This is a genomic window from Caldimonas hydrothermalis, from assembly GCF_056746695.1.
On the sequence record NZ_JBWQXA010000007.1, the window covers coordinates 138,605 to 163,408 of the forward strand.

At 70.0% G+C, this 24,804-nt stretch carries 21 protein-coding genes; 9 read left to right on the top strand and 12 right to left on the bottom strand.

All coding sequences use genetic code 11. The annotated features are described in order from the left end of the window. Both AC1ECW_RS10730 and AC1ECW_RS10735 read left to right on the top strand, forming a co-directional pair. The gene (locus AC1ECW_RS10730) at nt 1–522 is read left to right on the top strand and encodes a DUF3299 domain-containing protein (RefSeq protein ID WP_481201800.1); all 522 of its coding nucleotides are present in this window, start codon (nt 1–3) and stop codon (nt 520–522) included. Between the two features lie 153 nt (nt 523–675). After that, entirely contained in the window at nt 676–3,324 is a 2,649-nt protein-coding gene (locus AC1ECW_RS10735) for a hybrid sensor histidine kinase/response regulator (protein ID WP_481201801.1), read from the top strand. Between the two features lie 18 nt (nt 3,325–3,342). On the opposite strand, the gene pdxH is transcribed toward AC1ECW_RS10735, so the two are convergent. Continuing rightward, nucleotides 3,343–3,984: a pyridoxamine 5'-phosphate oxidase gene (gene pdxH, locus AC1ECW_RS10740; protein ID WP_481201802.1), complete on the bottom strand. Its 642-nt coding sequence runs from the start codon at nt 3,982–3,984 to the stop codon at nt 3,343–3,345. Between the two features lie 184 nt (nt 3,985–4,168). On the opposite strand from pdxH, the gene AC1ECW_RS10745 reads away from it, so the two are divergent. Beyond that, nucleotides 4,169–4,813, top strand: coding sequence for a nucleotidyltransferase family protein (locus AC1ECW_RS10745; protein ID WP_409703450.1), 645 nt, complete (start codon nt 4,169–4,171; stop codon nt 4,811–4,813). A gap of 14 nt (nt 4,814–4,827) precedes the next feature. Here the strand turns inward: AC1ECW_RS10745 and AC1ECW_RS10750 are convergent, their stop codons facing one another. Beyond that, complete coding sequence (locus AC1ECW_RS10750; RefSeq protein WP_481201803.1) at nt 4,828–5,460, bottom strand: gamma-glutamylcyclotransferase; 633 nt, start codon at nt 5,458–5,460, stop codon at nt 4,828–4,830. Nucleotides 5,461–5,700: 240 nt separating this feature from the next. On the opposite strand from AC1ECW_RS10750, the gene edd reads away from it, so the two are divergent. Together edd and AC1ECW_RS10760 are read left to right on the top strand one after the other, a co-directional pair. Then, nucleotides 5,701–7,515, top strand: a complete 1,815-nt coding sequence (edd, locus tag AC1ECW_RS10755) for a phosphogluconate dehydratase (protein WP_481201804.1) — start codon at nt 5,701–5,703, stop codon at nt 7,513–7,515. Nucleotides 7,516–7,517: 2 nt separating this feature from the next. Beyond that, complete coding sequence (locus AC1ECW_RS10760) at nt 7,518–8,147, top strand: bifunctional 4-hydroxy-2-oxoglutarate aldolase/2-dehydro-3-deoxy-phosphogluconate aldolase (RefSeq protein ID WP_481201835.1); 630 nt, start codon at nt 7,518–7,520, stop codon at nt 8,145–8,147. On the opposite strand, the gene gloA is transcribed toward AC1ECW_RS10760, so the two are convergent. From gloA to AC1ECW_RS10780, 4 genes are all read right to left on the bottom strand, one after another. Continuing rightward, on the bottom strand, nt 8,148–8,540 hold the full coding sequence (gene gloA / locus AC1ECW_RS10765) for a lactoylglutathione lyase (RefSeq protein ID WP_409703438.1): 393 nt from the start codon (nt 8,538–8,540) through the stop codon (nt 8,148–8,150). A gap of 165 nt (nt 8,541–8,705) precedes the next feature. Beyond that, entirely contained in the window at nt 8,706–9,335 is a 630-nt protein-coding gene (locus AC1ECW_RS10770) for a DsbA family protein (protein ID WP_481201805.1), read from the bottom strand. A 14-nt stretch (nt 9,336–9,349) separates the two neighbouring features. Further along, the gene (locus tag AC1ECW_RS10775) at nt 9,350–10,168 is read right to left on the bottom strand and encodes an SDR family NAD(P)-dependent oxidoreductase (protein WP_409703432.1); all 819 of its coding nucleotides are present in this window, start codon (nt 10,166–10,168) and stop codon (nt 9,350–9,352) included. Between the two features lie 105 nt (nt 10,169–10,273). Beyond that, a complete protein-coding gene (locus AC1ECW_RS10780) occupies nt 10,274–11,920 on the bottom strand; it encodes a methyl-accepting chemotaxis protein (RefSeq protein WP_409703429.1) in 1,647 nt (548 codons plus the stop codon). Nucleotides 11,921–12,134: 214 nt separating this feature from the next. On the opposite strand from AC1ECW_RS10780, the gene AC1ECW_RS10785 reads away from it, so the two are divergent. Next, nucleotides 12,135–13,280, top strand: a complete 1,146-nt coding sequence (locus AC1ECW_RS10785; protein ID WP_409703426.1) for a response regulator — start codon at nt 12,135–12,137, stop codon at nt 13,278–13,280. Between the two features lie 21 nt (nt 13,281–13,301). On the opposite strand, the gene AC1ECW_RS10790 is transcribed toward AC1ECW_RS10785, so the two are convergent. The 6 genes from AC1ECW_RS10790 to AC1ECW_RS10815 all read right to left on the bottom strand — a co-directional run bounded on the left by AC1ECW_RS10790 (nt 13,302) and on the right by AC1ECW_RS10815 (nt 19,713). After that, a complete protein-coding gene (locus AC1ECW_RS10790; protein WP_409703423.1) occupies nt 13,302–15,392 on the bottom strand; it encodes a TonB-dependent receptor family protein in 2,091 nt (696 codons plus the stop codon). Nucleotides 15,393–15,512: 120 nt separating this feature from the next. Then, complete coding sequence (locus AC1ECW_RS10795; RefSeq protein WP_409703420.1) at nt 15,513–16,139, bottom strand: DUF502 domain-containing protein; 627 nt, start codon at nt 16,137–16,139, stop codon at nt 15,513–15,515. A 127-nt stretch (nt 16,140–16,266) separates the two neighbouring features. Next, complete coding sequence (locus tag AC1ECW_RS10800; protein ID WP_481201806.1) at nt 16,267–17,277, bottom strand: TRAP transporter substrate-binding protein; 1,011 nt, start codon at nt 17,275–17,277, stop codon at nt 16,267–16,269. 55 nt (nt 17,278–17,332) lie between these two features. Further along, on the bottom strand, nt 17,333–18,610 hold the full coding sequence (locus AC1ECW_RS10805; protein WP_409703414.1) for a TRAP transporter large permease: 1,278 nt from the start codon (nt 18,608–18,610) through the stop codon (nt 17,333–17,335). A gap of 12 nt (nt 18,611–18,622) precedes the next feature. Next, nucleotides 18,623–19,174 carry a TRAP transporter small permease gene (locus AC1ECW_RS10810; RefSeq protein ID WP_481201807.1) on the bottom strand — a complete coding sequence of 184 codons (552 nt, stop codon included), beginning with the start codon at nt 19,172–19,174 and terminating at the stop codon, nt 18,623–18,625. Then, nucleotides 19,171–19,713: a gluconokinase gene (locus AC1ECW_RS10815; RefSeq protein ID WP_481201808.1), complete on the bottom strand. Its 543-nt coding sequence runs from the start codon at nt 19,711–19,713 to the stop codon at nt 19,171–19,173. Before AC1ECW_RS10815 ends, AC1ECW_RS10810 begins: the two co-directional genes overlap by 4 nt. Before the next feature lie 149 nt (nt 19,714–19,862). On the opposite strand from AC1ECW_RS10815, the gene gntR reads away from it, so the two are divergent. From gntR to AC1ECW_RS10830, 3 genes are all read left to right on the top strand, one after another. Further along, nucleotides 19,863–20,888, top strand: coding sequence for an HTH-type transcriptional regulator GntR (gene gntR, locus AC1ECW_RS10820; RefSeq protein WP_409703405.1), 1,026 nt, complete (start codon nt 19,863–19,865; stop codon nt 20,886–20,888). 100 nt (nt 20,889–20,988) lie between these two features. Continuing rightward, complete coding sequence (locus AC1ECW_RS10825; protein ID WP_481201809.1) at nt 20,989–22,626, top strand: GGDEF domain-containing protein; 1,638 nt, start codon at nt 20,989–20,991, stop codon at nt 22,624–22,626. A gap of 137 nt (nt 22,627–22,763) precedes the next feature. Further along, nucleotides 22,764–24,803, top strand: a complete 2,040-nt coding sequence (locus AC1ECW_RS10830) for an oxidoreductase (protein WP_409703399.1) — start codon at nt 22,764–22,766, stop codon at nt 24,801–24,803. Nucleotide 24,804 lies beyond the last annotated feature (1 nt).

Below are 24,804 nucleotides of genomic sequence, written 5' to 3' on the forward strand. Positions count from 1 at the left end.
ATGACCGATCGTCGCTGCTTCGTCTGCGGCCTGCTGGCCCTGGCGGCCCCGGGGGCCTGGGCCCAGCTCGCCGCCCCGCTGGGGGGGGCGGCGCCGGCGTCACCGCTGGGCAGCGGACCGGGCTACCACAGCCCGGACAGCCCGATCCCGCCGCTGCAAGAGCGCGAGGGGGTGCTGTCATGGAAGCTCCTCGGATCGGTCAAGACCCGGGCCGAACGCCAGCGGCTGCGGCCGATCTTCCCGGCCGATGTGAGGGCCCTGGACCGGCAGATCGTGAAGTTGCAGGGTTTCATGATGCCGCTGGATGCCAGCGAGCGTCAGCACCACTTCCTGCTGTCGGCCGTGCCCACCACCTGTTCGTTTTGCATCCCGGCCGGCCCGGAGGGGCTGGTCGAGGTGCGGGCCAAGACGCCGGTGCGCTATAGCGTGGACCCGGTGGTGGTCGAGGGGCGGCTGTCTGTGTTGGACAACGACCCCTACGGGCTGTTCTACCGCCTCACCGAGGCGCAGCCGGCGCGCTGAAGCCCCGGTGCCGCCACCTGGCGGTGGTGGGCCAAGCCCTGCGGGCTCGTTACACTGGGCGCAAGCCGCCCTTGGGGCCCCAGTATGTCGTCGCCGTCTTTCTCTTTCTCCGATCCACCGGTCATTGACGCGGCGGCGCAAGCCTTGCTGGACATGACGTCCGAGCCCTTGTTCCTCGCCGACCCGCAGGGACATATCGTCTTTGGCAATGCCGCCTGGCGGGACTGGATGCACCGCCACGGCGGCGCGGGCGCGGCGCTGACGGCTGCTGTGCAGGCACGGCCGCCTTCGCAGGACCGGGAAGCGGCGCAGCAGGTGTCGTCGTCCGGGCAGGCCCCTGAGGGGGCGCCGCTGGTGATGGCCGACGGCTCCCGGCTGCATCTGCGTCCCTGGCATGGGCAGGACGGGGGGGCCGGCTGGCTGGGCCGCATCGCGGCGCCGAGCGGGCCGGCCGAGACCGGCCACGGCGTGGCGCCCGGCCTGGTGCAGCGCCTGGAGATGACCCAGGACTTCGGGCGCCTGGCGGTGTGGGAGCGCAGCCTGGATGGCCGGCAGGCCCACTGGGATGAGCACATGTTCCGCGTCTATGGTCTGCCCCCCCAGCCGCAACCGCCCGATCCCGACACCATCCGGGAGTTGATCCATCCCGAGGATCGCGAGCGCGTTCTGCAGGCCTGGCAGGCCAGCATCCGCTCACCCGGTGCCTACCACCTGCACTACCGCCTCGTGCCCCGCACCGGCGGTGTGCGCGTCGTGCATTCATTGTGGCGGGTGCTGGCCGACGCCCACGGCCGCCCAGACCGCGCGCTGGGCGTGCTGGTCGACGACACCGAAAGCTTCGAGCGGGGCGCCCAGGTGCGTAAGCTCAGTGCCCAGTTCGAGCTGGCGGTGGAACTGGCCCAGCTGATCATCTGGGTGCACGACCCGGCCACCGACGAGCTGCGTGTCAACGAGCGGGCGGCGGCGCTGCTGGGGGTGCCGGAGCGGGTGGCCCTGCGGTTGGAGGACGTGCGCGCGCGTGTGCACGAGGACGATCGCCAGGCCCTGGCCGAGGGGCTGCAGCGGGTACTCGACGGTGAGGATGCGGTCGACGTCGTCGCCCGCTATCGCGATGCCCAGGGGGTCTACCGCACCTTGCTGACGCGCCGTGCCGCGCAGCGCGATGAGACGGGTCGCGTCGTGGCGGTGCTGGGGGTGGCCATGGACATCACGGAGCGTCGCAACACCGAGCTGGCCTTGCAACAGGCGCAGGCGCGCGCGGCCCTGGCCACCCGCGAGGCCGGCATCGGCACCTGGGAGCGTGACCTGCGCACCGGCACCAGTCACTGGGACGCGCAGATGTACCTGCTGCGCGGCCTGAGCCCGGACGATCCGCGGCCGGTGGAGGCTTTGCGCGTGAGCTGCGTGCACCCGGACGACCGGGCGGCGATGTGGGCCCGTTACGACCAGGTGCATGCGGGCGCTCTGGACCGCACGGCCTTCGAGTTCCGCGTGGTCTGGCCCGATGGCAGCGAACACTGGCTGGCCACGCGCGGGCACGTGCTGCGCGACGAGAGCGGCCAGCCGGTGCGCATGCTCGGGGTCAACTGGGACATCACCGAACTCAAGCGAACCGAGCAGGCCCTGCGCGAGAAGGCCGCGGCCGAACAGGCGAGCCGGGCCAAGTCGGAATTCCTGGCCCGCATGAGCCATGAACTGCGCACGCCGCTCAATGCGGTGCTGGGTTTCGCGCAGGTGCTGCAGGCCGATGCGGCGCAGGCCTTGAGTCCGGCCCAGCGGCAGCGGGTGGACCACATCCACGCCGCCGGTCGTCACCTGCTGGCCCTGATCGACGACATGCTGGACCTGGCGCGCATCGAGTCGGGCACCGTGGCCCTGCGCCCGGAGGCGCTCGATGTGCAGGTGGTGGTGGCCGATGCCTTGGGGCTGGTGGCGCCGATGGCCCGCGCGCACCGCATCGAGCTGCACACCGGATCGCTGGCCGGCCTGGTGCAGGCCGACCGGCAGCGCCTGCGCCAGGTGCTGATGAACCTGCTGTCCAATGCCATCAAGTACAACCGCCCGGGCGGGCGCGTGGACGTGGCCGCGCACGGGACGGCCGATTGGCTCACACTGGTCGTGCGCGATACCGGCCGGGGGATGAGCCGCGAGCAGGTGCAGGGCTTGTTCGAACCGTTCAACCGCCTGGGGGTGGAGCGCGAGGGGATCGAAGGCACCGGCATCGGTTTGTCGATCGCGCGGCAGCTCGTGACCCACATGGGCGGGCGCATCGAGGTGCGCAGCCGCGTGGGCCAGGGCAGCGAATTCGAGGTGTGGCTGCCACGCGCCCTGCAAGCGGCCTGCCCGGCTGCCGGCGAGGCGCCGGCCCCCACCCCGCCGGTGGCACCGCAGCCGCAGGCCGAGCCTGCGCAACCGGCGCTGGAGCTGCTCTACATCGAGGACAACGAGGTCAACGTCACGCTGGTGCGCGAGGTGCTGGCCCTGCGCCCGGCAGTGCGGCTCAGCGTGGCGGGTGACGGTGCGGGCGGCGTGGCGCTGGCGCACACCTTGCAGCCCGATGCGGTGTTGGTGGACATGCACCTGCCCGACATGGACGGCCATGAGGTGCTGCGCCGCCTGCAAGCCGACCCGCGCACCGCCGCCCTGCCATGCATCGCGCTGTCGGCCAATGCGATGCCCGAGGACGTGCAGCGGGCCCTGGCCGCAGGTTTCGTGGACTACTGGACCAAACCCATCGATGTGGCGCGCTTCCTGGCGGCCATCGACCGCATGCTGGCGGCGCGTGCGGGGCGTGAGGGATGAGCGGTGTCCTGGTTTCTTTCAGGGGGCCAGCCGCTCGCGCACCCACTGTCCGCGCTCGTCGAGCCGGTAGCGCAGCCGGTCGTGCAGGCGGGACTTGCGACCCTGCCAAAACTCCCAGCGGTCGGGCACCAGCCGGTAGCCGCCCCAGTGCGGCGGCCGGGGCGGGTTGAGCGCGAACTGCGCGGCGTAGCGCGCGGCGTTGGCCATCAGCACCGCGCGGGATTCGATCACCTCGCTCTGGGGCGAGGCCCAGGCGCCGATGCGCGAGTCCAGCGGACGCGAGCGGAAGTATTCGTCCGATTCGGCCTCGGCGACCTTCTCGACGCGCCCCTCGATGCGCACCACGCGCTCGAGCTCCACCCAGTGGAACTGCAAGGCGGCGTACGGATGGACCGCCAGCTCGCGCCCCTTGCGGCTGTGGTAGTTGGTGAACCAGACGATGCCGCGCTCGTCGCAGCCCTTGATCAGCACGACGCGGGTCGAGGGCCGGCCGTCTGCGCCGACGGTGGCCAGGGTCATGGCATTGGGTTCGGGCAGTTGCGCGGCCAGGGCCTCGTCGAGCCAGCGGCGAAACAGGCGCAGCGGATCGGGGTCGGCGCTGCGTTCATCGAGCTCGGCGCGTTCATAGCTCTTGCGCAGATCGGCGAGACGTTTGTCCATGGCGGGCAGTATAGGCACCGCCCGCGCACGGCGCGCCGGCCATCGGCAGCGACCCCAAGCGGGTCGGTCCCTAGGGCTTGTCCCCAACCGGGGTGTCCCCAGTGGCGCCGGCGCGCCGACTGGGCTTCCATAGGGCCGGTGTGCCGCACCGGTGCACCATCGCATCATCACAAGGAGGATGTTCATGTCGTCTGCGCCCGTGGTCATCGTCCTGGCGGCGGGGGCCGGGTCGCGCTTCGAGGGGCCGGGACACAAGCTCACGCAGGCCCTGGGCCCCACCACGGTGCTGGGCGCGACGCTGCAGCAGGTGCTGGCCAGCCGTCTGAGGCTGGTGGTGGTGACCACCAGCGCCTTGCGCGACATGGTCAAGGGCTGGGTGGCCACGCAAGATGTCATCGTGGTGCCCTCGGGCTCGGACGGGACGGGCGAGCACCTGGGCATGGGCTATTCGATCGCCGCGGGCGTGCGCGCGCGGGGTGATGCCGCCGGCTGGCTGGTGATGCCCGGCGACATGCCCCTGGTGCGCCCGGCGACGCTGCGGGCCGTGGCGGCCGCACTCGAAGGGCATCCGGTGGCCTATGCCCAGTTCCAGGGACAGCGTGGCCACCCGGTGGCGTTCTCGGCCGAGCTGTACTCGGAGCTCGCGGTGTTGGACGGGGACCAGGGCGCCCGCAGGATCCTGGCGCGCTATCCGGCCGCGGCGGTGGAGGTGGACGATCCCGGCGTGCTGGTGGACATCGACACCCGCCACGACCTGCTGTCGGTGCAGACCCGTGTGCCGGCGTGCGGCGGCGTGCCGGCGGCCCAAAGGGAGTACCGCAGGCCCTGAGCGCTCGCCCGTCTTCAGCCGCTGATCAAGCCATGCCGCCGGGCCAGCGCCAGCAGCCCGGCCAGGGCGCGGTCATGGATGCCGTGCTCGCGCAGGCAGCGCTCGGTGCGCACCACGTAGTCCAGCGTCGTGCCGTAGCGGCCGCGGGCATGACGCAGGATGTGCAGCAGGCGCGCTTCGTCCAGCGCGCCGGTGTGGTTGGGGCTGTTGCGGCTGAGCGTGAAGGCCAGCGCGCGCACTGTGCCCTGGGCGGTGCGGCAGGGCAGCCAGCGCGGATCGTAGACCCCGGTGGGCATCTCGCGCTGCCACAGCTTGTCCAGCTCGCGCCGCGCGATGGCCCGGGGCACACGGAACACCATGCCCTGGCAGGCCCCGCCGGGCATCAGCGCAAAGACGAGGCCGGGCTCGAGCGGCGTGCCCCGATTGATGCGCGACCACATGCTCAACCGCCGGTGGTAGCCGTGCACGCGGGCCAGCAGGCGCCGGTCGTGCTCGATCTCCGGGTTCCAGATCAGCGAGGCGTAGCCGAACACCCACAGGTCGGCACCGGCGGGCCACTGTGACAGGGTCTGCTCCAGCATCACCTGCGGATCGCGCAGGATGGACACGCTGCCGAGGTCAGGAGGGTGGGCAAGGTTGGGGTTCACGGGCGTGTCGCAGGCTCGCCGGCGATGCAGGGGCCGGTCAAAGGTTGTACCGCAAGTTCCTCCGTCCCGCAGGCCCCCTGTCGGTTCCGGGCAACGGCAGGCCCCGGAGGAGGCGGCGGCGACCTGCACAACTCCACCCCGGCGGTGGGGCCGGTGCGTTTTGATTTGACGTTGTAACCAAGTTACCTAAGAATTGAGGTATTGGTTACAACCGCACGCGCCAGGCGTGCCGACCCTGCGATGAAATCCGTCATTCAAGAAGTCACCCAGCGCATTGCCGAGCGCAGTGCCGCCACGCGGCGCGCCTACCTCGAGGTCGTCGAGGGCATGGCCCGCCGTCCTCGCGGAGCCGACCGCATGGGGTGTGCCAATGTGGCACACGCCTTTGCGGCGCTGCCGGCGTCGGACAAGTTGCGTGTCGTGGCCGAAAGGGCGCCCCACCTGGGGGTCGTCACGGCCTACAACGACATGCTCTCGGCGCACCAGCCCTATGAGGGGTTTCCGGCCGTGATCCGCGACGAGGCGCGCCGCCGGGGCGCCACCGTCCAGGTGGCCGGCGGCGTGCCGGCCATGTGCGATGGTGTCACCCAGGGCCAGCCGGGCATGGAGCTGAGCCTGTTTTCGCGCGACACCATCGCGATGGGCACCGCGGTGGCGCTGTCGCATGATGTCTTCGATGCCGCGCTGCTGCTGGGGGTGTGCGACAAGATCGTGCCGGGCCTGCTGATCGGGGCGCTGCACTTCGGCCATCTGCCCTGCGTGTTCGTGCCGGCCGGTCCGATGAGCTCGGGCCTGTCCAACAACGACAAGGCCAAGGTGCGCGAGCAGTTCGCCCAGGGTCTGGTCGGCCGCGAGGCCCTGCTCGCGGCCGAATCGGCCGCCTACCACGGCCCGGGCACCTGCACCTTTTATGGCACGGCCAACAGCAACCAGATGTTGTTGGAGGCCATGGGCCTGCATGTGCCCGGCGCAGCCTTCATCCATCCGCATGCCGAGCTGCGCGAGGAACTCACCCGCGAGGCGGTGCGCACGGCTTTGCGTGGCATTGAGCGTGCCGAGCAGGTGGCCATTGGCCGCCTGGTGGACGAGCGCGTCATCGTCAATGCCATGGTGGCGCTGCTGGCCACGGGCGGCTCCACCAATCACCTCATCCACTGGGTGGCGGTGGCGCGGGCTGCGGGGATCCTGATCGACTGGAACGACTTCTCCGACCTCTCCGCCGCGGTGCCGCTGCTGGCGCGCGTGTACCCCAACGGCAGCGCCGACGTGAACCAGTTCCAGGCCGCCGGCGGCCCGGGCTTCGTGATCCGCGAGCTGATCGACCACGGCTGTCTGCATGCCGATGTGGCCACTGTCGCCGAGGGCGGCCTGGCGGCCTACACCCGCGTGCCCGTGCGCGCTCCGGGCGGCCTGGCCTGGCAGGAGCTGCCGCGCGACAGCGGCGATGACACGGTGCTGCGCCGCGCCGAACGGCCTTTCAGCCCCACTGGCGGGCTGAAGCTGCTGCGCGGCAACCTGGGCCGTTCGGTGATCAAGACCTCGGCGGTGCCCGAAGACCGGCATGTCGTCGAGGCGCCGGCGCGCGTGTTCGACAGCCAGGAGGACATGCTGGCGGCCTTCAACCGCGGCGAGCTCGAACGCGACGTGGTCGTGGTGGTGCGCTTCCAGGGCCCACGCGCCAATGGCATGCCTGAGCTGCACAAGCTCACGCCACCGCTGGCGGTGCTGCAAGGCAAGGGCTACAAGGTGGCGCTGGTGACCGATGGCCGCATGAGTGGTGCCTCGGGCAAGGTGCCGGCGGCCATCCATGTGAGCCCCGAGGCGCTGGCCGGCGGGCCGCTGGGCAAGGTGCGCGACGGCGACCTCATCCGCCTCGATGCCGTGGCGGGTACGCTGGAGGCGCTGGTGGATGAGGCCACCTGGGCCACACGCGAGGGGGCCTTGCCATCGGCCGAACAGGCGCAAGCCCATGGCCGCGGCCTGGGCCGTGAGCTCTTCGCCGGCATGCGGCGCAACGTCCTGAGCGCCGAAGAAGGCGCGTGTACCTGGCTATGAACATGATGACCGACCCCTTGGAACTGGCCGACCATGGCCCCGTGATTCCCGTGATCGTGCTCGACCGTGTCGAGGATGCCGTGCCGCTGGCGCGCGCCCTCGTGGACGGCGGCGTGAAGGTGCTGGAGGTGACGCTGCGCACACCGGTGGCGCTGCAGTGCGTGCAGGCCATCGCGCGGGACGTTCCCGAGGCCATCGTGGGCGTGGGCACGGTGCGCCGGCCCCAGGACGTGTGGGCTTCGGTGGATGCCGGGGCGCGCTTTGCGGTGAGCCCGGGTTATACGAGCGAGATCGGCCGTGCCTGCCGCGAGGCCGGCTTGCCGCTGCTGCCCGGCGTGGCCACCAGCAGCGAGGTGATGGCCGCCAACGCCGACGGATGGCACTTCTTGAAGTTCTTCCCGGCCACCGCGGCCGGGGGGCTGCCGCTGCTGCAGGCCTGGGCCAGCCCCTTCCATGACGTGGTGTTCTGCCCCACGGGCGGCATCACGCCGCAGACGGCACCGCAGTTCCTGGCGCTGCCCAATGTGAAGGTGTGCGGCGGCTCCTGGCTCACGCCTGCGCAGGCCATCCGGGCCGGCGATTGGGCGCGCATCACGCAGCTCGCGCGTGAGGCCCGCAGCTTGCGAGCCTGATCAGGCCTCGGGCTTGCGTTCGATCAGCTCGATCTTGTAGCCGTCGGGGTCGGTCACGAAGGCGATCACGGTGCTGCCGCCTTTGACGGGGCCGGGCTCGCGGGTGATCTGGCCGCCGTTGGCGCGGATCTTCTCGCACGCGGCATAGGCGTCGGGCACCTCGATGGCGATGTGGCCGTAGGCCGTGCCCAGCTCGTAGCGTTCAACGCCGTAGTTGTAGGTCAGCTCGATCTCGGCGTGCTCGGGATTGCGACCGTAGCCGACGAAGGCCAGCGAGTATTGCTGTTCCGGACGGTCGGTGGTGCGCAGGAGCTGCATGCCCATGACCTTGGTGTAGAAGTCGATCGAGCGTTGCAGGTTGCCCACGCGCAGCATGGTGTGGAGGATTCTCATCGTGCGGTATGGGTGAGGTGAGTGATTTGCGTGCGCCTTCGAAGGCGCGCACGCCGTACAGTGTGCCCCGGCCCCGCCCTGCGTGCACGCTGCACCCCGGATGCGCCCATCGCGCCGCGGGGCTTGTGCAAGGACCGGCGATGCCGGCCGCCCCTGCGCCTGGACTCAGCGACGCCCGGGCACACCCAGGCGGCGCAGCTGGGCGATCACGGTGTCGGCATCGACGCAGCCGGGGGCGACGATGTGCCCCTCGCCCTCGCTGGCGGCGATCAGCGTGGGAAAGCCGGTGATGCCCCAACGCTGGGCCAGCGCGACGTCGTCGATCGTGGCCTCGCGCAGCTCGGGGCTGGCGAATGCGGTCTCGAACGCCTGCCGGGGCAGGCCGATCGAGCCGGCCAGCTCGACCAGCGCCTCGGTGCGGGTGACGTCGCGGCCCTGGGCATAGAAGGCCGTCTGGATGGCGCGGAACATCGGCAGGCCCAGGCGCGGCTGCAGCTCGCGCACCGTGATCACGGCACGACAGGCCGGTTCGGTGGTGTAGACGAAATCCTCGCGCCGCAGCCAGCCCAGGTCGAAGGGCTGGCCGGTGCGGGCCGCCACTTCGCCCCAGTGGCGCCGCAGATGGGCCCGCAGCCGTTCGTCCATCGGGCGCTCGTCCTGGCGCAGGCCACCCATCACGAGCTGCAGCGGCAGGTGGGCATAGGCAGCGCGCACCCGCTCGAGCTGCGGCGCGAAGCCATAGCACCATGAGCACAGGGGGTCGCCCACGTAAACGAGGGACCAGGAACTGCCCATGGCGCCGGGGCGGATCAGGACGTGCCGGCCCTCACCGGCACGGTGTAGTTCAGCGCACGCCGGCCCCCGTCGACATAGAGGATCTCGCCGGTGATGTAGCTGGCGGCGTCGCTGGCCAGGTAGGCCACGGCCTCGGCGACCTCGGCGGGCTCACCCAGGCGCTGCATCGGCGTGCGGCTGAGGATGCGTGCGCGGGCCTCCTCGCTGCCCAGCACCGCCTGGCGGGCGAGTTCGGTGGCGATCGTGCCGGGGGCCACCGCATTGACGCGGATGCCATGGTCCACCAGCGCCAGCGACATCGCCCGCGTGAGCTGGTCGACCCCCCCCTTGCTGGCGTTGTAGCTGGCGATGCTGGGGATGGCCATCACGCCATTGACCGAACTCATGTTGACGATGGCGCCGCCGGATCCCTGGCGCACCATCACGCGCGCACAGGCCTGCCCCATCAGGAAGGCGCCCTTGAGGTTGACGCGCAACACGGCATCGAAATCGGCCTCGGTGATGTCGAGGAAGTCCGCGGCGCGGAAGATGCCGGCGTTGTTGACCAGCACGTCGATGCGCCCGAAGCGCTCGACGGCTGCGGCCACGGCGGCGTCGACCTGGGCCTTGTCGCCCACGTCGCAATGAAGGTACAGGGCCGGGGCGCCTTGGGCCGACAAGCGATCGGCCAGCGCTTGGCCTTGGGCGTCGTCGACATCGAGCAGCACCACCGGGGCCTCTTCGCGGGCGAAGCGCTCGGCACAGGCCGATCCGATGCCTTGTGCGGCGCCGGTGATGAGAGTGACGCGGCCATGCAGGCCGAAGCAAACGGACGGCGGCGAGGTGTGCGGCATGCAAGCTCCCTGTCGAACGCACGACACCCGCCGCGGCCAGGGGGCCGTCAGGCGGGCGGCGATGAGCTTGCAGTGTAACGGGGCTTGGCAGGGGGTCAGAGGGGGTCAGGCCGGACGCAGGCGTTTCATCTGGCGGCGCAAACTCACGGCGTCGGGGCTGCGCTCGCGCGGGCTTCCTTCGAGCCGGAACACACCCACCGCGGCGGCCACGACCTGCGCTTGCTCCTTGAGTTGCGCCGAAGCCGACGACAGCTCCTCGACCATGGCGGCGTTTTGCTGCGTGAGCGTGTCCATCTGGGCGACCGCCTCGTTGATTTGCGAGATGCCGTTGAGCTGCTCGCGCGCACCGGTGCTGATGTCGGCCATCAAGGACTGGACCTGCTCCACCGAGCGCAAGGCTTGGTCCATCGTGGCGCGTGCGGCGTTCACCTGTTGCTCGCCGGCCGTCACGCAGCGCGAGGACTCCCCGATGAGCGCTTTGATCTCTTTGGCGGCCGCGCTGGTGCGCTGTGCCAGCGCACGCACCTCTGCGGCCACCACGGCAAAGCCGCGGCCCTGCTCGCCGGCCCGGGCGGCTTCGACGGCGGCGTTCAAGGCGAGGATATTGGTTTGGAACGCAATGCTGTCGACCACGTGGATGATCTCGCCGATGCGCTGCGAGGCTTGGCTGATGGCCTGGACGGTATGGATCACCTCGTCGACGGCCTGGCTGCTGCGGCCGGTGATGTCCTGGGCTTGGACGGCCAGCTCGGCGGCTTGCCGGGCGGCATCGGCGCTATGGCTCACGGTGCCGGTGATTTCCTCCATGGACGAGGCGGTCTGCTGCAGGCTGCTGGCTTGCGATTCGGTGCGTGCCGACAACTCCTGGCTGCCTGCGGCGAGCTCGGCTGCGGCGGCCTGGATCCGCTGGACCTCGTCGCGGGCGTCGCGCACGATGGACATCAGGTTCACATTGAGTTGGTTCATCGCCTGGGCGAAGCGGCCGATCAGGTCGTGACGGTCCACGGCGATGCGTTGGGTGAGGTCGCCGGCGGCCATGCGATGGGCCAGGGTGAGCAATCCGTGAATCGGACGGATCATGAGGGCGTTCAGCCCTTGGTACAGCAGCCAGGCCAGGGCAACGCTCAGCAAGGCGCCGCCGGCCCAGGCCTGAGCGCTCAGATCCTGCCCGCCGCCGCGGCCCACACCGATGCCCAGCGTGAACGCCACACCGACCACGGCGGCGGCCAGGGCGCCCACTTTGGCGCCGAGTCCCCCGTCGAGCCGGCGCGCCCAGCGACCGGCCAGGGTGTCGCGCAGCACCCGGCCGTGTTGCAGCCGGTGCACCGGCCGGCCGGCCGCGCGCTCCTCGCGCATGCGGGCGTACAAGGCCTGGGCGGCTTGCACTTCCTCACGGCTGGGGACGGTGCGCACCGACATGTAGCCGATCGGCTGGCCGTTGTCGACCAGCGGCGTGACATTGGCCATCACCCAGTAATGGGAGCCGTCCTTGCGGCGGTTTTTGACCACCGCCCGCCATGGCAGCCCACTTTGGATGGTGGCCCACAGGTCGCGGAAGGCCTCTTCCGGCATGTCCGGGTGTCGGATGAGGTTGTGCGGCTGCCCAAGCAATTCCTCGCGGGCGTAGCCACTGACCTCGATGAACGCCGGGTTGCAGTACAGGATGCGGCCTTGCAAATCGGTCGTGGACACGAGGGTGGATCCTTCGGGGACCCGGTACTCGTGGTCGGTGACAGGCAGGTTCAAACGCATGGAACTCTCGTCCGGGGAGCTGAAGCATGGGAGCGGTATCGGCCGATTCGGGGTTTCCCGTAAGCCCCGGCCGTGCTCGGGCTTGATTCAGCTCAAACCGCAGGTGTGAACTCGATCACGGGAGGCCTTCGCGCCGTGACGGGTTGTCGAGCCCCCGATTCGGGGTTGCGGGCTCAGCGGTGGCAGCGCAGGATGAGCGGTGCTCGAGGGACCCATGCCACAAGACACGAAGCCGCCCGTGTGGGTGCTGATCGTTGGCTGCCAGGCCAAGGACTGGCCGGATGTGCAGGCCGCTTTGGCGCCGCAAGCGCAACTGGTCGATGCCTTGCCTGCCGATGCGGTGCCGGCGCTGGTGCTGATCGACGCCACCGAGCAGCCGCAGCGCCTGCCGAGCCGGCTCGATGCCTTGCGCGCCGATCCGCTGTGCCGTTCGGCCCCGGTGCTGGCCTTGGCCGGGCCGTCGGCGCCGGTCGATGAGTGGCTGGCGTTGGGGCTGTCCGATGTGCTCCAACCGCCTTGGAGCCCCGCACGCTGGCGTGCGCGCTTGCAGCCGCGGCTTCAACTGCACCAACTGGCCGTCTTGCTGCGCGAGGGGCAGCAGCACTTCGAGACGGTGCTGCATCAGCGCAGCCAGTCTGTGGCCTTGGAGCGCGACGCCTTGTTGTGGACCTTGGCCCTGCTGGCCGAGCGGCGCGATCACGAAACGGCCCGCCATCTGCTGCGCATGCAAGGCTATGTGCGCGTGCTCGCACTGGGCTGGCGGCGCCTGACCGGGCGCCTGGCCGAGCTGGACGACGAGCGGCTGGAGTTGATGGTGCGTGCCACGCCCTTGCACGACATCGGCAAGCTCGAGGTGCCCGCTCACCTGCTGCGCAAGCCCGGCCGCTTGACGCCCGAGGAGTTTGCGATCGTCAAGACCCACACGCTGCGCGGCCATGCGGCCTTGGCCAGTGCGCAGGCCCAGCTCGAGGTGCCTTGTCCCTTGCTCACGATGGCCCAGGAGATCGCGCTGACGCACCAGGAGCGCTGGGACGGCACGGGCTATCCGCGTGGGCTGGCCGGCGAGGCGATTCCGCTGTCCGGACGCATCGTGGCCCTGGCCACCGTGTATGACGCGCTGATCAGCGTGCGCAGCTACAAGGAGGCCCTGCCGCACGACACGGCCGTGGCGGTCGTGTGCGGCTGCCGGGGCACCCATTTCGACCCGCAGCTCGTGGAGGCCTTCGAGCGGGATCACGAAGCCATCCGCGCCGTGGCTGCACGCCATGCAGACGATGCCGACGAGATGCACCGCCTCATTGACGCGGCCTTGCGCGCGCCGGCGAAGGCCGCAGACTCGCCCGACGGTGTGGCCGTCTGAGGGGGTAACGCCTTGCGGAGTTCAGCGCCAGTGGCGCTGCAGGTTCAGGCCGGCACTGAACCGCCGGGTGGGCGCCGGTTCGTAGAACTGTGCATTGGCGGCGTTGACGATGACCGAGCCGACGTAGGCCCGATCGGCCACATTGTCCACCCGCGCGAAGGCGCGCACTCGCCAGGGGCCGTGCTCGGCCTCGTACCCCCAGCGCAGATGGGCCACGCCGTAGCCGCCCGCGAAGGCCGAGTTCGCGTCATTGGCGGGCAGTGCGTCCACGGCCCGCCATTCCAGGCCCAGGTGCCAGGCCTGGGCGGGGCGCCATACCAGTTCGGCGAAGGCCGAGCGTTGCGGCACGCCGGGCAGGCGGTTGCCGTTGTAGTCCTGGCCGGCCGAGACGTACTCGTCGAACCGTGCCTGCAGCCACGTCAGGGCCAGCACGCTTTCCCACTGCGCCGACCACCGTGCGTGCCACGAAGCCTCCCAGCCGTGCCGCGACGTCCGGCCGGCGTTCGCGAAGGTGCTGCGCCCGCCGACGTTGCCGAAGATCACGATCTCGTCGCGCACCCGGGTGCGAAAGCCGGTGAGCGCCGCTTCGTGGCCCGGTGTCAGCCGCGCCTTGAACCCCAACTCCCAGGTGTCGTGGCGGGCGGGCTGCAGGGCCAGGTTGGAGCCCGGCTGACCGTCGGGGCGGTAGGCGATCTCGGCCAGGGTGGGGGTCTCGAAGCCGCGTCCCGCGCTGGCGTGGACATGCCAGCCGGGGCGGACCTCCACGTTCAGGCCCAGCATCGCGCTGTCGCGGCGGAAGGCGCGCGAGCCGCTGTCGTCGGGGTTGGTGCCGGTGACGTAGCGGTCCTCGATCTCGAAGCGCACCCGTGAATGGCGCATCCCGCCCACGACCGTCCAGCCCGGGCGCGGCGTCCAGCGGGCCTGCACGCGTGCATCGGTGTTGGCCGCGTCGTTGTCCTCGTCGCGCCGGGTGTCGCCGGCCGTGCCATTGTTGTTCACGAAGCCGCGCCGGCGCTCCTGGCTGCGGTCATGGTCGAGCCCGGCGATCCACAGCACCGGGCCGAAGCGGCCTTGCCATTCCAGCCCGGCGCCGGCGAACTGGCGGTCCAAATCGACCACGCCGCCCGAGGAGGTTGCAGCGGCACCGCTGAAGGCCAGGAATTGTTCGACCTGGCGGGTGCCGCCGTAGGCGGAGACTCGCAGGTTCTGGGTGTCGGAGAGGTCCAGCCGCCAGGCCACGCCTGCCTGCGAGTGCCGCACCGACTTGCGGGTGTGGAAGGCCAGCGCGTTGTTGCCGGGCTGGCGCCGGTCCTGCGCCAGTTGTTCGGCGGTCAGGCCCAGGGGGTCGAGCGTGTCGGGCTGGTCCAGGTGGTTGACGATGAGCGTGAGGCTGCTGCGCTCGCCCAGCACGGTGCGGGCGCGCAGGTTCAGCGCATCGCGGCGTGTGCGGCTGTGCTCGCGGTAGCCGTCGGTCTGGAAGCGGCTGAGGTTGCCGGCCACTACGCCGCGGCCCTCGCGCAGGTCGCTGCGGGCCTCCCACATCGTGCGCCCGCTGTCGTCCTCACCCACCCACAGGCCGCCACCGGCGAAGGTCTGCCCGGGGTCCAGGTCGGACACCACCTGGATCACGCCGCCGGAGCTGTTGCCATACAGCACCGACAGCGGGCCACGCAACACCTCGATGCGCTGGGCGCCGTCGAGGTCGAACAAGCCGGTCTGCCCCTGACCGTCGGGCATGGTCAGCGGGATGCCGTCCTGGATCAGCCGCACGCCGCGCACGCCGAAGCTGGCGCGGGCGCCGAAGCCGCGTATCGACACCTGCAGGTCCTGGGCGTAGTTCTGGCGGTTGTTGGCGACCACACCGGGCACGCGCACCAGCGCATCGGAGATGTTCACGCGCAACTGGCCCTCGTGGATCGCACCGGCCTCGACGGTGTCGACGGCCGCAGGCAAGGCGCGCCGCGGCGTGGGTTCGCGCGAGCCGGTCACGACGACGGGGTCGAGGGACTGGGGCTGGAGTCGATCGGCATCGACCGCTTGGGGCCAGGCGGCCAGCGGGCAGGCGGCCAGCACCAGGGCCAGGCAAGGGCGTGCAGGAGGCGGCAGGGGCATCGGGCGGCTCTCCCAAGGGCGCCGGTGGCGGCCGGCAGGATACCGCCACCTTATCACCAGCCCCCGTCCCGCCGGCAGGGCGCAATCCCGCCCTCAATGCACCGGCTTCGGCCCCGGGGGTCAGCGCGGCGGCGGCGCAGGCACCGGGGGCTGGCCGGTGCGTGCCATCCAGGCGATCAGCGCCGAGCGCATCGCCTCTTCCACCGTCATCGCGATCGGCGTGATCCAGGTGCGTGGCACGAAGACCGTGTAGCCGCCGATCATGTAGCCCATGGGCAGGTAGACGGCCACACGGTCGTCCTTGCTGACGCCCTCGGGCAGGCCGTCCAGGCTGTTGCGCGTGACCAGCCCGATGATCTCGAGCCCGCCGCCTGGGAAACGCACCACCACGACCTGCTGGGCGGCCTGCTTGTGTTGCGGCGCGAAATAGTCGGCGAAGCTTTTGAGCGAGGTGTAGATGCTCTTGACCACCGGCAGATTGGTGAAGGGAAACTCGATCAGCGAGGCCAGACTGCGCACCGCGGGCAGCGAGATCACGAAGCCCAGCCCCCCGATGGCCACCACCGCCAGCGCCAGCCCCAGGCCGGGGATGTAGGTGTTCCCGAACAGCGGGTAGGTGAGCCAACGTGCCATGCTGTCCGTCCACGCCAGGAAGACGTAGAGCACGTAGACGGTCAGAGCCAGGGGCAGGATGGCCAGCAGACCCCGCACGAAGTACTGGGTCCAGCGCTTGATCAGGGGGTTCATCACGGGGTGACAGGGGCAAAACCGCGAGCCCGTCAGGATAGCAGCGAGCGCTGACAGCCGCCTGAGGTGCCGAAAACGGCGACGCCCGCGGCGCGGGCCGCGGGCGTCGTGCGGGGGGCGAAGCTTTTTACTTGCCGCCGCGCACCTTGGCCAGTGCCGCCTGGGTCTCGTTCCACAGGTCGCGGCCGACCTGCTCGGCGATGCTGGCGTGCACGGCGGTCAGCTTCTCGCGCATGCGGTTGGCCTCGGCGCTCGACAGCTCATTGACCTGCATGCCCTTGGCCTTCAGCTCGGCCAGGGCCCGGGCGGCTTCCTCACGCGTGTCCTTGCGCTCGAAGTCGCGGCTCTTGACGGCGGCATCCAGCAACACCTTGCGCTCGGCCTGGCTCAGGCCGTCCCACCATTTCTTGCTGGCCAGCACGATCCAGGGGCTGTAGACGTGGTTGGTGACGGTCAGGTACTTCTGCACCTCGTAGAACTTGCTCGACAGGATGGTGTTGTAGGGGTTCTCCTGGCCGTCCACCGCGCGGGTCTCGAGCGCGGTGAACAGTTCCGAGAAGGGCAGGGGGATGGCATTGGCGCCCAGGCTCTTGAAGCTGTCGAGGAAGACGTTGTTCTGCATCACGCGCAGCTTGATGCCGTTGAGGTCTTCCAGCTTGGTGACCGGCTGCTTGTTGTTGGTGAGGTTGCGAAAGCCGTTTTCCCAGTACACCAGGCCCACCAGGCCCTTTTCCTGCAGCTTGTCCATCACCTTCTGGCCCACCGGGCCGTCGAGCACGGCATCGGCTTCGGCGCTGTTGTTGAACAGGAAGGGCGTGTCCCAGATGGCCATTTCCTTCGTGATGCCCACCAGCGTGGCGGTGGAGCCCACCATCATCTCCTGGGCGCCGCCGATCAGGGCTTGCTGCATCTGCACGTCCGAGCCCAGCGCCGCGGCGCCGATGGCACGCACACGCATCTTGCCGCCCGAGGCTTTTTCCACCTCCTGGGCGAAGAGCTTGACCGCGCGACCCTGGTTCGATTCTTCGTTGAGGCCGTAGCCGAAGCGGATCATGCGCGGCTTGATGTCCTGGGCCCAGGCCTGGCCGGCGGCCAGCAGGGCCACACCGAGGGCGGCGACAGCGAGTTTGAGTTTCATGCGAGGTCTCCTTCTGAGGAAAGGGCGGGAACGCGACCGGGGTCGCCAGGAACGATCAGGTCAGCCAGCGCAGCGGCGCCAGCACGATCTGCGGGAAAAGGATCATCAGCAGCAGCAAGGCGACGTACACGGCCAGGAAGGGCAGCACGCCGCGGACCACCGGCTCCATGCGCAGCCGGCCCACACCGGCCACCACGTTGAGCACCGTGCCCACCGGCGGCGTGAGCAGGCCCAGGCTGCCCACGAAGATGAAGACGAAGCCGAAGTACACCGGGTCGATGCCGGCCCGCGCCGCCAGCGGCGCCAGCACCGGGCCGAGGATCAGAATGGTGGGTGTGAGGTCCATCACCATGCCGATGGCCAGCAGGAAGACCGCCACCACCAGCATGAAGAGCACGCGGTGCTCCAGCAGCGGGCCGAAGCTGCGCGCCAGGTCGCCGGGCAGGTCGGCCAGCGTGATCATGTACGACGCTGCCGTGGCTGCACCGCACAGGAACATCACCACGCCGGTGGTCTTGGCGGCCGACACGAACACCTGATACAGGCCGGCGGGCTTGAGTTCGCGGTAGACCAGCGTGGCCACCAGCAGGGCATAGACGGCGGCCACCACGGCCGCTTCGGTGGGCGTGAACAAGCCGAAGCGCAGGCCGCCGATGATGATGACCGGCAGCATCAGGGCCCACACGCTGCGGGCCAGCGCATGCCAGCGCTCGCTCCAGGGCGCCTTGTCGGCCACCGGCAACGCGGCCCGGCCCGAGATGCGCCGCCACACCAGCACCAGCGCCGTGGCCATCAGCACGCCGGGCACGATCCCGGCCAGGAAGAGCTTGCTGATCGAGGTGTTGGTGGTGACACCATAGATCACCATCGGCATCGACGGCGGGATGATGGGCGCGATGATGCCGCCCGAGGCGATCAAGCCCGCGCTGGAGCCGTCGGGGTAGTGCTGCCTGCGCATCATCGGCAGCAGCAGCGTGGCCAGGGCGGCCGTGTCGGCGATGGCCGAGCCGCTCATCGAGGCCAGCATCACCGAGGCCGCGATGGCCACGTAGCCCAGGCCCCCCTGGATGTGGCCCACGAACACGCGCGCCAGGTCGATGATGCGCCGGCTCAGGCCGCCGGCGTTCATCAACTCGCCGGCCAGGATGAAGAAGGGCACGGCCAGCAGCGGGAAGCTGTCGAAGCCGGCCTGCACGTTTTGCGCGAGCAGTTGGGCGTCGAAGAAGTCCAGGTGCACCATCAGGGCCAGCGCCGTGAGCATCAGCGCAAACGCGATGGGCACCCCCACCGTCATGGCCGCAAAGAGCACGAAGAGGAAGAGGGCGATCGTCATGGCGGTCGGGGCTCAATCGAGGTGCGAGGCGCTCGGGGCGGCCCGGTCGCCGTGGCGCAGCGCGGCCACGCATTCGGCCAGCAGGAGCACCGCCATCGCGGCGCCCATCACCAGCGTGCCCGCCGCGCCCAGCGCCAGCGGGTAATTCATCACCGGGCTGCGCGAGGCCAGGCCGGCCAGCACCTGCTGCCAGGAACCCGTGATGAGGTAGTACAGCGCCACGGCGATGAGTGCGCGGGTGAGCCAGCGGCACACCGCGGCACTTCGGCCCTGCAGGCGGCTGGTCACCATGTCGAAGCCCAGATGCTTGCCTTCGGCCATGGCCAGGACCGCGCCGATGCACACCAGCCACACGAAGAGCAGGCGCGACAGCTCCTCCGAGATGGCGAGGCCGGTGTTGAAGAAGTAGCGCAACACCACGTTGAGGAAGACGGCCAGGACCATGCCGGCCAGGCTCAGGGCCATGGCCGCCTCGGCCAGGCGGCGCAGGGTCGCCGCCGCGCCGTGGGGCGGCCGCCGCGACGAAGGGGCAGGGGACGGGGCAGAGGAGGAGGCAGAGCTCATGCAGCGGTCTCCGTTGGGTGGCGCAACCAGGCGAGCACCTGGTCGCGCAAGCGCTCCAGCGGCAAGGTGGCATCCAGGTGCAGCACACCCGGTTCGCCCACGGGGGATTCCAGCGTGGCGAACTGGCTGGCCACCAGGCTGGGCGGGAAGAGGTGGCCGGCGCGGGCGGCCACCCGCTCGCGGGCAGTGGCCTCGTCCAGGTCCAGGAAGGCAAAGTGCAGCCCCGGCCGGGCGGCACGGAGCTGGTCGCGGTAGCGCTGTCTGAGCGCCGAGCAGGTCAGTACCGCCCCTTGCGGACGCTCGGCCAGCATCTGTCCCAGCCGGGCAAGCCAGCCTTCCCGGTCGGCATCGGTGAGGGCGATGCCGGCCCTCATCTTCGCCACGCTCTCGTGGGAATGGTAGTCGTCGCCTTCCAGCAAGGGCCAGTCCAGCGCTTCGGCACAGGCCCGGCCCAGGCTCGACTTGCCGCAACCGGCCACGCCCATCACCACCAGGGCGGCTGCGGCAGGGGAAGAAGTTGATTTGGTAGCGCTATCCATTGTCGAAACAGAAGGGCAAGGATGCTGACGACCGCAGGACGCTGTTTGAAGGGCTGTTCGCCGCGAAGAGGGAGTCGGGGGGGGTTGTGTTGACGATTTGGTAGCGCTATCCTAGACCAAGAATCCCGTCGCATACCTAGGGTAAACCCTTGGATCTTCCTTCGCGCAAGCGCCGCTCCAGCGGTCGTGTCACCCTGCAGGACGTCGCCCGCGAGGCGCAGGTCAGCCCCATCACCGCGTCTCGGGCGCTGCGCGGCGAGCGCGGCGTGGCCAGCGAGCTGGTGGCGCGGGTGCGTTCGGCCGTCGAGCGCCTGGGTTATGTGCCCGATCCGGCGGCGCGGACCCTGGCCTCGCAGCGCAGCACGCAGGTGCCCGTGCTGGTGCCGATGCTGTCCAACGCCCTGTTCGTCGACCTGCTGGAAGCCGTGCACCGGGTGCTGTTCCCGGCCGGCTACCAGCCCTTGATCGGGGTCACGCACTACGATGCCGTGGAGGAGGAGCAGTTGCTGCGCAGCTACCTGGCTCACCGGCCGGCGGGGTTGCTGGTGACCGGCTTCGACCGCACCGAGGCCGCGCGGCGGCTGATTGCGGCCAGCGGCGTGCCCTGCGTGCACCTGATGGAAACCACCGACGCCCCGGGCGTGTTCTGCGTGGGCTTTTCGCAGACGGATGCGGGGGCCGACTTGACGCGCCACCTGCTGTCGCGCGGTCACCGGCGCATTGCCTTCATCGCCGCCCAGCTCGACCCGCGCACGATGCAGCGTGCCGAGGGCTACCGCAGGGCCTTGCGGCAGGCGCAGTGCTACGACCCGTCGCTGGAACTGCTCAGCCCCGAGCGCTCGTCGATCGCGCTGGGCGCGCGTTTGCTCGAGCAGTTGCTGCGTTTGCGGCCGGACACGCAGGCCGTGTTTTTCAACAATGACGACCTGGCCCAAGGCGGGCTGCTGGCGGCGCAGCGCCTCGGGGTGAAGGTGCCCGAGCAACTGGCCGTGGCCGGCTTCAATGACTTGGCCGGCAGCGATCAAATGTTGCCGCCGCTGACCACGGTGCGCACGCCACGCTCGCAGGTGGGCACCGAAGGCGCACGCATGTTGTTGCAACTCATCGGCGGTCAGCGGCCAGCTCAGGCTTGCGTGCGTCTGGGCTACGAGGTGGTGGTGCGGCAAAGTTCTTGAACCACCGCCCGGTTTTCAAGGACACTAGCGGGTTTGTGGCTTCTAGACGGTTCGAGTCGGCCTGCCGTGGCCGGGCCGGCTGCAACCGAGACGCGGTTCGATGTCCGAAACCGAAAAGGCCAGCGTGGATCCTCCATCACCGGGGGAATTGGATGATTGGCTGGGCCGCGCCCGTCGCGCGCTGGAAACAGGCCAGCCCCATCGGGCTCGCCAGTTGGCGCAGCGGGCACTGGCCGGCGCCCAAGCCTGTTTGCACCGGCCCAGTGAGGCCCGCGCGCTGGCATGTTTGGCGTATTGTGATGCGCTGACGTCCCGCTGGCGCCGGGTGCACCCCAGCAGCCAACGTGCGGCGCATTTATTTCAGTTGTTGGGCGATGCGCTCGGCGAGGCCGACGCGCTGATCACGTTTTCCGGTGCAGCCAGTTGCCTGGGCCGCCACGAGGAAGCCGTGGAGGCGGCGCTGCTGGCCGTGCGCCTGGTCGAAGCCCTGCCGAGCGGGCAGCCGGCTGTGCTCGCATGCAACGCCTTGGCACAGGCCTACGCCTGGAGCCGCAGCTTCGAGGCCGCCGACGAGGCTTTCGATCGCGCCGAGCAACTGGCGGTGCGTTGCGACCCGCCGGAGCCGGTGCTCCAAATTTTGCTGCAAAGAGCCTACGCGCAGGCGCTGCGCTTGGTGGGCGAACGCTTTTTCAAGGGAGCATTGCCGGAGCGTTCCGGCTTCGAGGCCCTGCTGGCACGTTGCGTGCGCGAGGCTCATGTCAGCGGCGCCGAAGGGATTCAGCCGGGGCTGTTGGTCACACACCGCGCACTGATGGCCACGCTGTGCGGCTTGGCCGCTTGTTGGCGCGGCGAATCGTCCGTGGTACAGCGCGAGCTGGCTGAGGCCCGGCGCTGGACGGGCGAGTCGTCTGGCGGCACATGGCTGCAGGCCCTGGAGTGGTGGGTCGAGTGTGAATGGGCCTGGGACCAATCCCGCCTGGGGCAGGCCGTGCAGTGCGCAGCCTTGATGGTGGATGCCGCCATGGGTGCGGAGCACGAGCAGCTGGCCTGCCTGGGTCAATTGCTGCTGGCCCAGTTGCACGAATGCCAAGGGGATGAGCGCGGCGCGTTGGAAGTCCTGCGGTTGCTGCGTCGGCGCGAGGAGCTCATCCGCGCCGAAAGCCTACAGAGCCGATCGCGGGTGGTGAAGTGGCGGCTCGAACTGCGCGAACACGAACAGACCTTGCAGCAGCTCGAAGCCTCGTCCGAGCAGCTCGAACGGCTGTCGCTCGAGGATGCGCTGACCGGCATCTCCAACCGACGCCATTTCGAGCTGCGCCTGGGCGAGCGCCTGCGCAGCCGGGTCTTGGCCGGGCGACCGCTGTCGATCGCGCTGATCGATGTGAACGACTTCAAGCAGGTCAATGACCAGCATTCGCATCGCGTGGGCGATCAGGTGCTGTGTGCCATTGCGCGCATCCTGTGCAACCACGTGCGCGAAAACGACCTGCCGGCCCGTCTGGCCGGTGACGAGTTCGTCGTGGCCTTTTGGGATTCGGACGAAGCCGTGGCGCGCCAGGTGTGCGAGCGCATCGAGGCGGCCGTGGCCCATCACGATTGGAGCCGTATTGCCAGCGGCCTGCGCGTGAGCATCAGCGTGGGCGTCTCGCAGGCCCGAGCCGGCGACACGATCGCCCAACTCGTGCACCGCGCCGACGAGGCCATGTACGGCGCCAAGGCCGCGCGCCGGCAACGCTGAGCCACCGCGCGGCTGTCGCGGGCGGCTCCCGTCGGTCGATCGAGCCCTCATTCGGGAAAACGCGCAAGCCAGACGGGCTGTATTTTCGAACGATCGTTCGATAATTGGCGCGCGTGTCGAACCTTGGAGCGCCTGTCTTGAGTCTTGCCCCCTATCCCCACCTCTTGCAGCCCCTGGACCTGGGCTTTACCACCTTGCGCAACCGCGTGCTGATGGGGTCGATGCACACCGGCTTGGAGGACGGGCGGCAATTCGACAAGCTCGCGGCCTACTTCGCCGAGCGCGCGCGCGGCGAGGTGGGGCTCATCGTCACCGGCGGCTTTGCGCCGAACGTGGAAGCTTGGGCCAAGCCCTTTGCGGGCCGGCTGGCCACGCATGGCGCAGCAAGGCGCCATCGCGTGGTGACGCAGGCCGTGCACGCCGAGGGGGGCAAGATCGCGCTGCAGATCCTGCACACGGGTCGCTACGCCTACCACCCGCTGGCGGTGGCACCCTCGCGGCTGAAGTCACCGATCTCGCCCTTCACGCCGCGCGAACTCAGTGCGCGCGGAGTGGAGCGTCAGATCCGTGCCTTCGTGCGCTGCGCCGTGCTGGCCCGCGAAGCCGGTTACGACGGCGTCGAGATCATGGGCAGCGAGGGCTACTTCATCAACCAGTTCCTTGCCGCGGCCACCAACCATCGCGACGATGAATGGGGCGGCCCCTACGAGAACCGCATGCGATTGGCGGTGGAGATCGTGCAGCGCTGCCGCGAGGCGGTGGGGCCCGACTTCATCCTGATCTATCGCCTGTCCATGCTCGACCTCGTGCCTGGCGGCAGCACCTGGGACGAGGTGGTGATGCTGGCCCGGGCCGTCGAGCGCGCGGGCGCCACGATCATCAACACCGGCATCGGCTGGCACGAGGCCCGCATCCCCACCATCGCCACCAGCGTGCCGCGCGGCGCCTTCGCCTGGGTGACGAAGAAGCTGCGCGGCGCGGTGAAGCTGCCGCTGGTGGCCACCAACCGCATCAACACGCCCGAGGTGGCCGAGCAGATCCTGGCCGACGGCTGCGCCGACATGGTGTCGATGGCCCGGCCGCTGCTGGCCGACCCCGAATTCGTGAAGAAGGCGCGCGAGGGCCGTGCCGACGAGATCAACACCTGCATCGCCTGCAACCAGGCCTGCCTGGACCATGTCTTCGTCAACAAGCTCAGCTCCTGCCTCGTCAACCCGCGCGCCTGCCGCGAGACCGAGCTCGTGATCCGCCCCACGCCGGCGCGCAAGCGGGTGGCCGTGGTGGGCGCCGGCCCGGCCGGGCTGGCGGCCGCCACCACCCTGGCCGAGCGCGGTCACGAGGTGGACCTCTTCGAGGCGGCCGGCGAAATCGGCGGCCAGCTCAACATGGCCAAGGTCGTGCCGGGCAAGGAGGAGTTCCACGAGATGCTGCGCTACTTCCGCCGCCGCGTGGAGCTCACCGGCGTGCGCCTGCACCTGAACACCATGGTGCAACCCGACACCCTGACCCGGGCCGGCTACGACGAGGTGCTGCTGGCCACCGGCGTGCGCCCACGCGACCCGCGCATCCCCGGGCAAGACCATCCCAAGGTGCTGAGCTACATCGACGTGCTGCGTCACGGCGCGGCGGTGGGCCGTCGCGTGGCCATCGTGGGGGCCGGGGGCATCGGCTTCGACGTGGCTGAGCACCTGGTGCACGACGGGCATTCGCCCACGCTGAACCTGTCCGAATGGCTGGAAGAATGGGGCGTGGGCGACCCGGTCCAGGCCCGCGGCGGCGTGGAGGGCGTGCAGCCGCGCGTGTCACCGCCGGCCCGCGAGGTGACCCTTCTGCAGCGCCGCGCCGGCAAGCTGGGCGAACGCCTGGGCAAGACCACCGGCTGGATCCACCGCACCACGCTCAAGCACAAAGGCGTGCGCATGATCGGCGGCGTGAACTATGAGCGCATCGACGACCGCGGCCTGCTCATCAGCCACGGCGAGAAGCACGAGGACCCGACCTGGCTGGAGGTGGACCACATCGTGCTGTGCGCGGGCCAGGAGCCGCTGCGCGACCTCGCCGAGCCGCTGCGCGCCGCCGGCGTGCGCGTGCACCTGATCGGCGGTGCCGACGAGGCCGCCGAACTGGATGCCAAGCGCGCCATCGACCAGGGCACACGCCTGGCAGCGAGCCTGTGAC

What these genes read in the sequence shown, in the direction of transcription:
- AC1ECW_RS10730 (WP_481201800.1), top strand. Translation starts at nt 1, where the DNA reads ATGACCGATCGTCGCTGCTTCGTCTGCGGCCTGCTGGCCCTGGCGGCC.
- AC1ECW_RS10735 (WP_481201801.1), top strand. Translation starts at nt 676, where the DNA reads ATGACGTCCGAGCCCTTGTTCCTCGCCGACCCGCAGGGACATATCGTC.
- pdxH (WP_481201802.1), bottom strand. Translation starts at nt 3,984, where the DNA reads ATGGACAAACGTCTCGCCGATCTGCGCAAGAGCTATGAACGCGCCGAG.
- AC1ECW_RS10745 (WP_409703450.1), top strand. Translation starts at nt 4,169, where the DNA reads ATGTCGTCTGCGCCCGTGGTCATCGTCCTGGCGGCGGGGGCCGGGTCG.
- edd (WP_481201804.1), top strand. Translation starts at nt 5,701, where the DNA reads ATGAAATCCGTCATTCAAGAAGTCACCCAGCGCATTGCCGAGCGCAGT.
- AC1ECW_RS10760 (WP_481201835.1), top strand. Translation starts at nt 7,518, where the DNA reads ATGATGACCGACCCCTTGGAACTGGCCGACCATGGCCCCGTGATTCCC.
- gloA (WP_409703438.1), bottom strand. Translation starts at nt 8,540, where the DNA reads ATGAGAATCCTCCACACCATGCTGCGCGTGGGCAACCTGCAACGCTCG.
- AC1ECW_RS10770 (WP_481201805.1), bottom strand. Translation starts at nt 9,335, where the DNA reads ATGGGCAGTTCCTGGTCCCTCGTTTACGTGGGCGACCCCCTGTGCTCA.
- AC1ECW_RS10775 (WP_409703432.1), bottom strand. Translation starts at nt 10,168, where the DNA reads ATGCCGCACACCTCGCCGCCGTCCGTTTGCTTCGGCCTGCATGGCCGC.
- AC1ECW_RS10780 (WP_409703429.1), bottom strand. Translation starts at nt 11,920, where the DNA reads ATGCGTTTGAACCTGCCTGTCACCGACCACGAGTACCGGGTCCCCGAA.
- AC1ECW_RS10785 (WP_409703426.1), top strand. Translation starts at nt 12,135, where the DNA reads ATGCCACAAGACACGAAGCCGCCCGTGTGGGTGCTGATCGTTGGCTGC.
- AC1ECW_RS10790 (WP_409703423.1), bottom strand. Translation starts at nt 15,392, where the DNA reads ATGCCCCTGCCGCCTCCTGCACGCCCTTGCCTGGCCCTGGTGCTGGCC.
- AC1ECW_RS10795 (WP_409703420.1), bottom strand. Translation starts at nt 16,139, where the DNA reads ATGAACCCCCTGATCAAGCGCTGGACCCAGTACTTCGTGCGGGGTCTG.
- AC1ECW_RS10800 (WP_481201806.1), bottom strand. Translation starts at nt 17,277, where the DNA reads ATGAAACTCAAACTCGCTGTCGCCGCCCTCGGTGTGGCCCTGCTGGCC.
- AC1ECW_RS10805 (WP_409703414.1), bottom strand. Translation starts at nt 18,610, where the DNA reads ATGACGATCGCCCTCTTCCTCTTCGTGCTCTTTGCGGCCATGACGGTG.
- AC1ECW_RS10810 (WP_481201807.1), bottom strand. Translation starts at nt 19,174, where the DNA reads ATGAGCTCTGCCTCCTCCTCTGCCCCGTCCCCTGCCCCTTCGTCGCGG.
- AC1ECW_RS10815 (WP_481201808.1), bottom strand. Translation starts at nt 19,713, where the DNA reads ATGGATAGCGCTACCAAATCAACTTCTTCCCCTGCCGCAGCCGCCCTG.
- AC1ECW_RS10825 (WP_481201809.1), top strand. Translation starts at nt 20,989, where the DNA reads ATGTCCGAAACCGAAAAGGCCAGCGTGGATCCTCCATCACCGGGGGAA.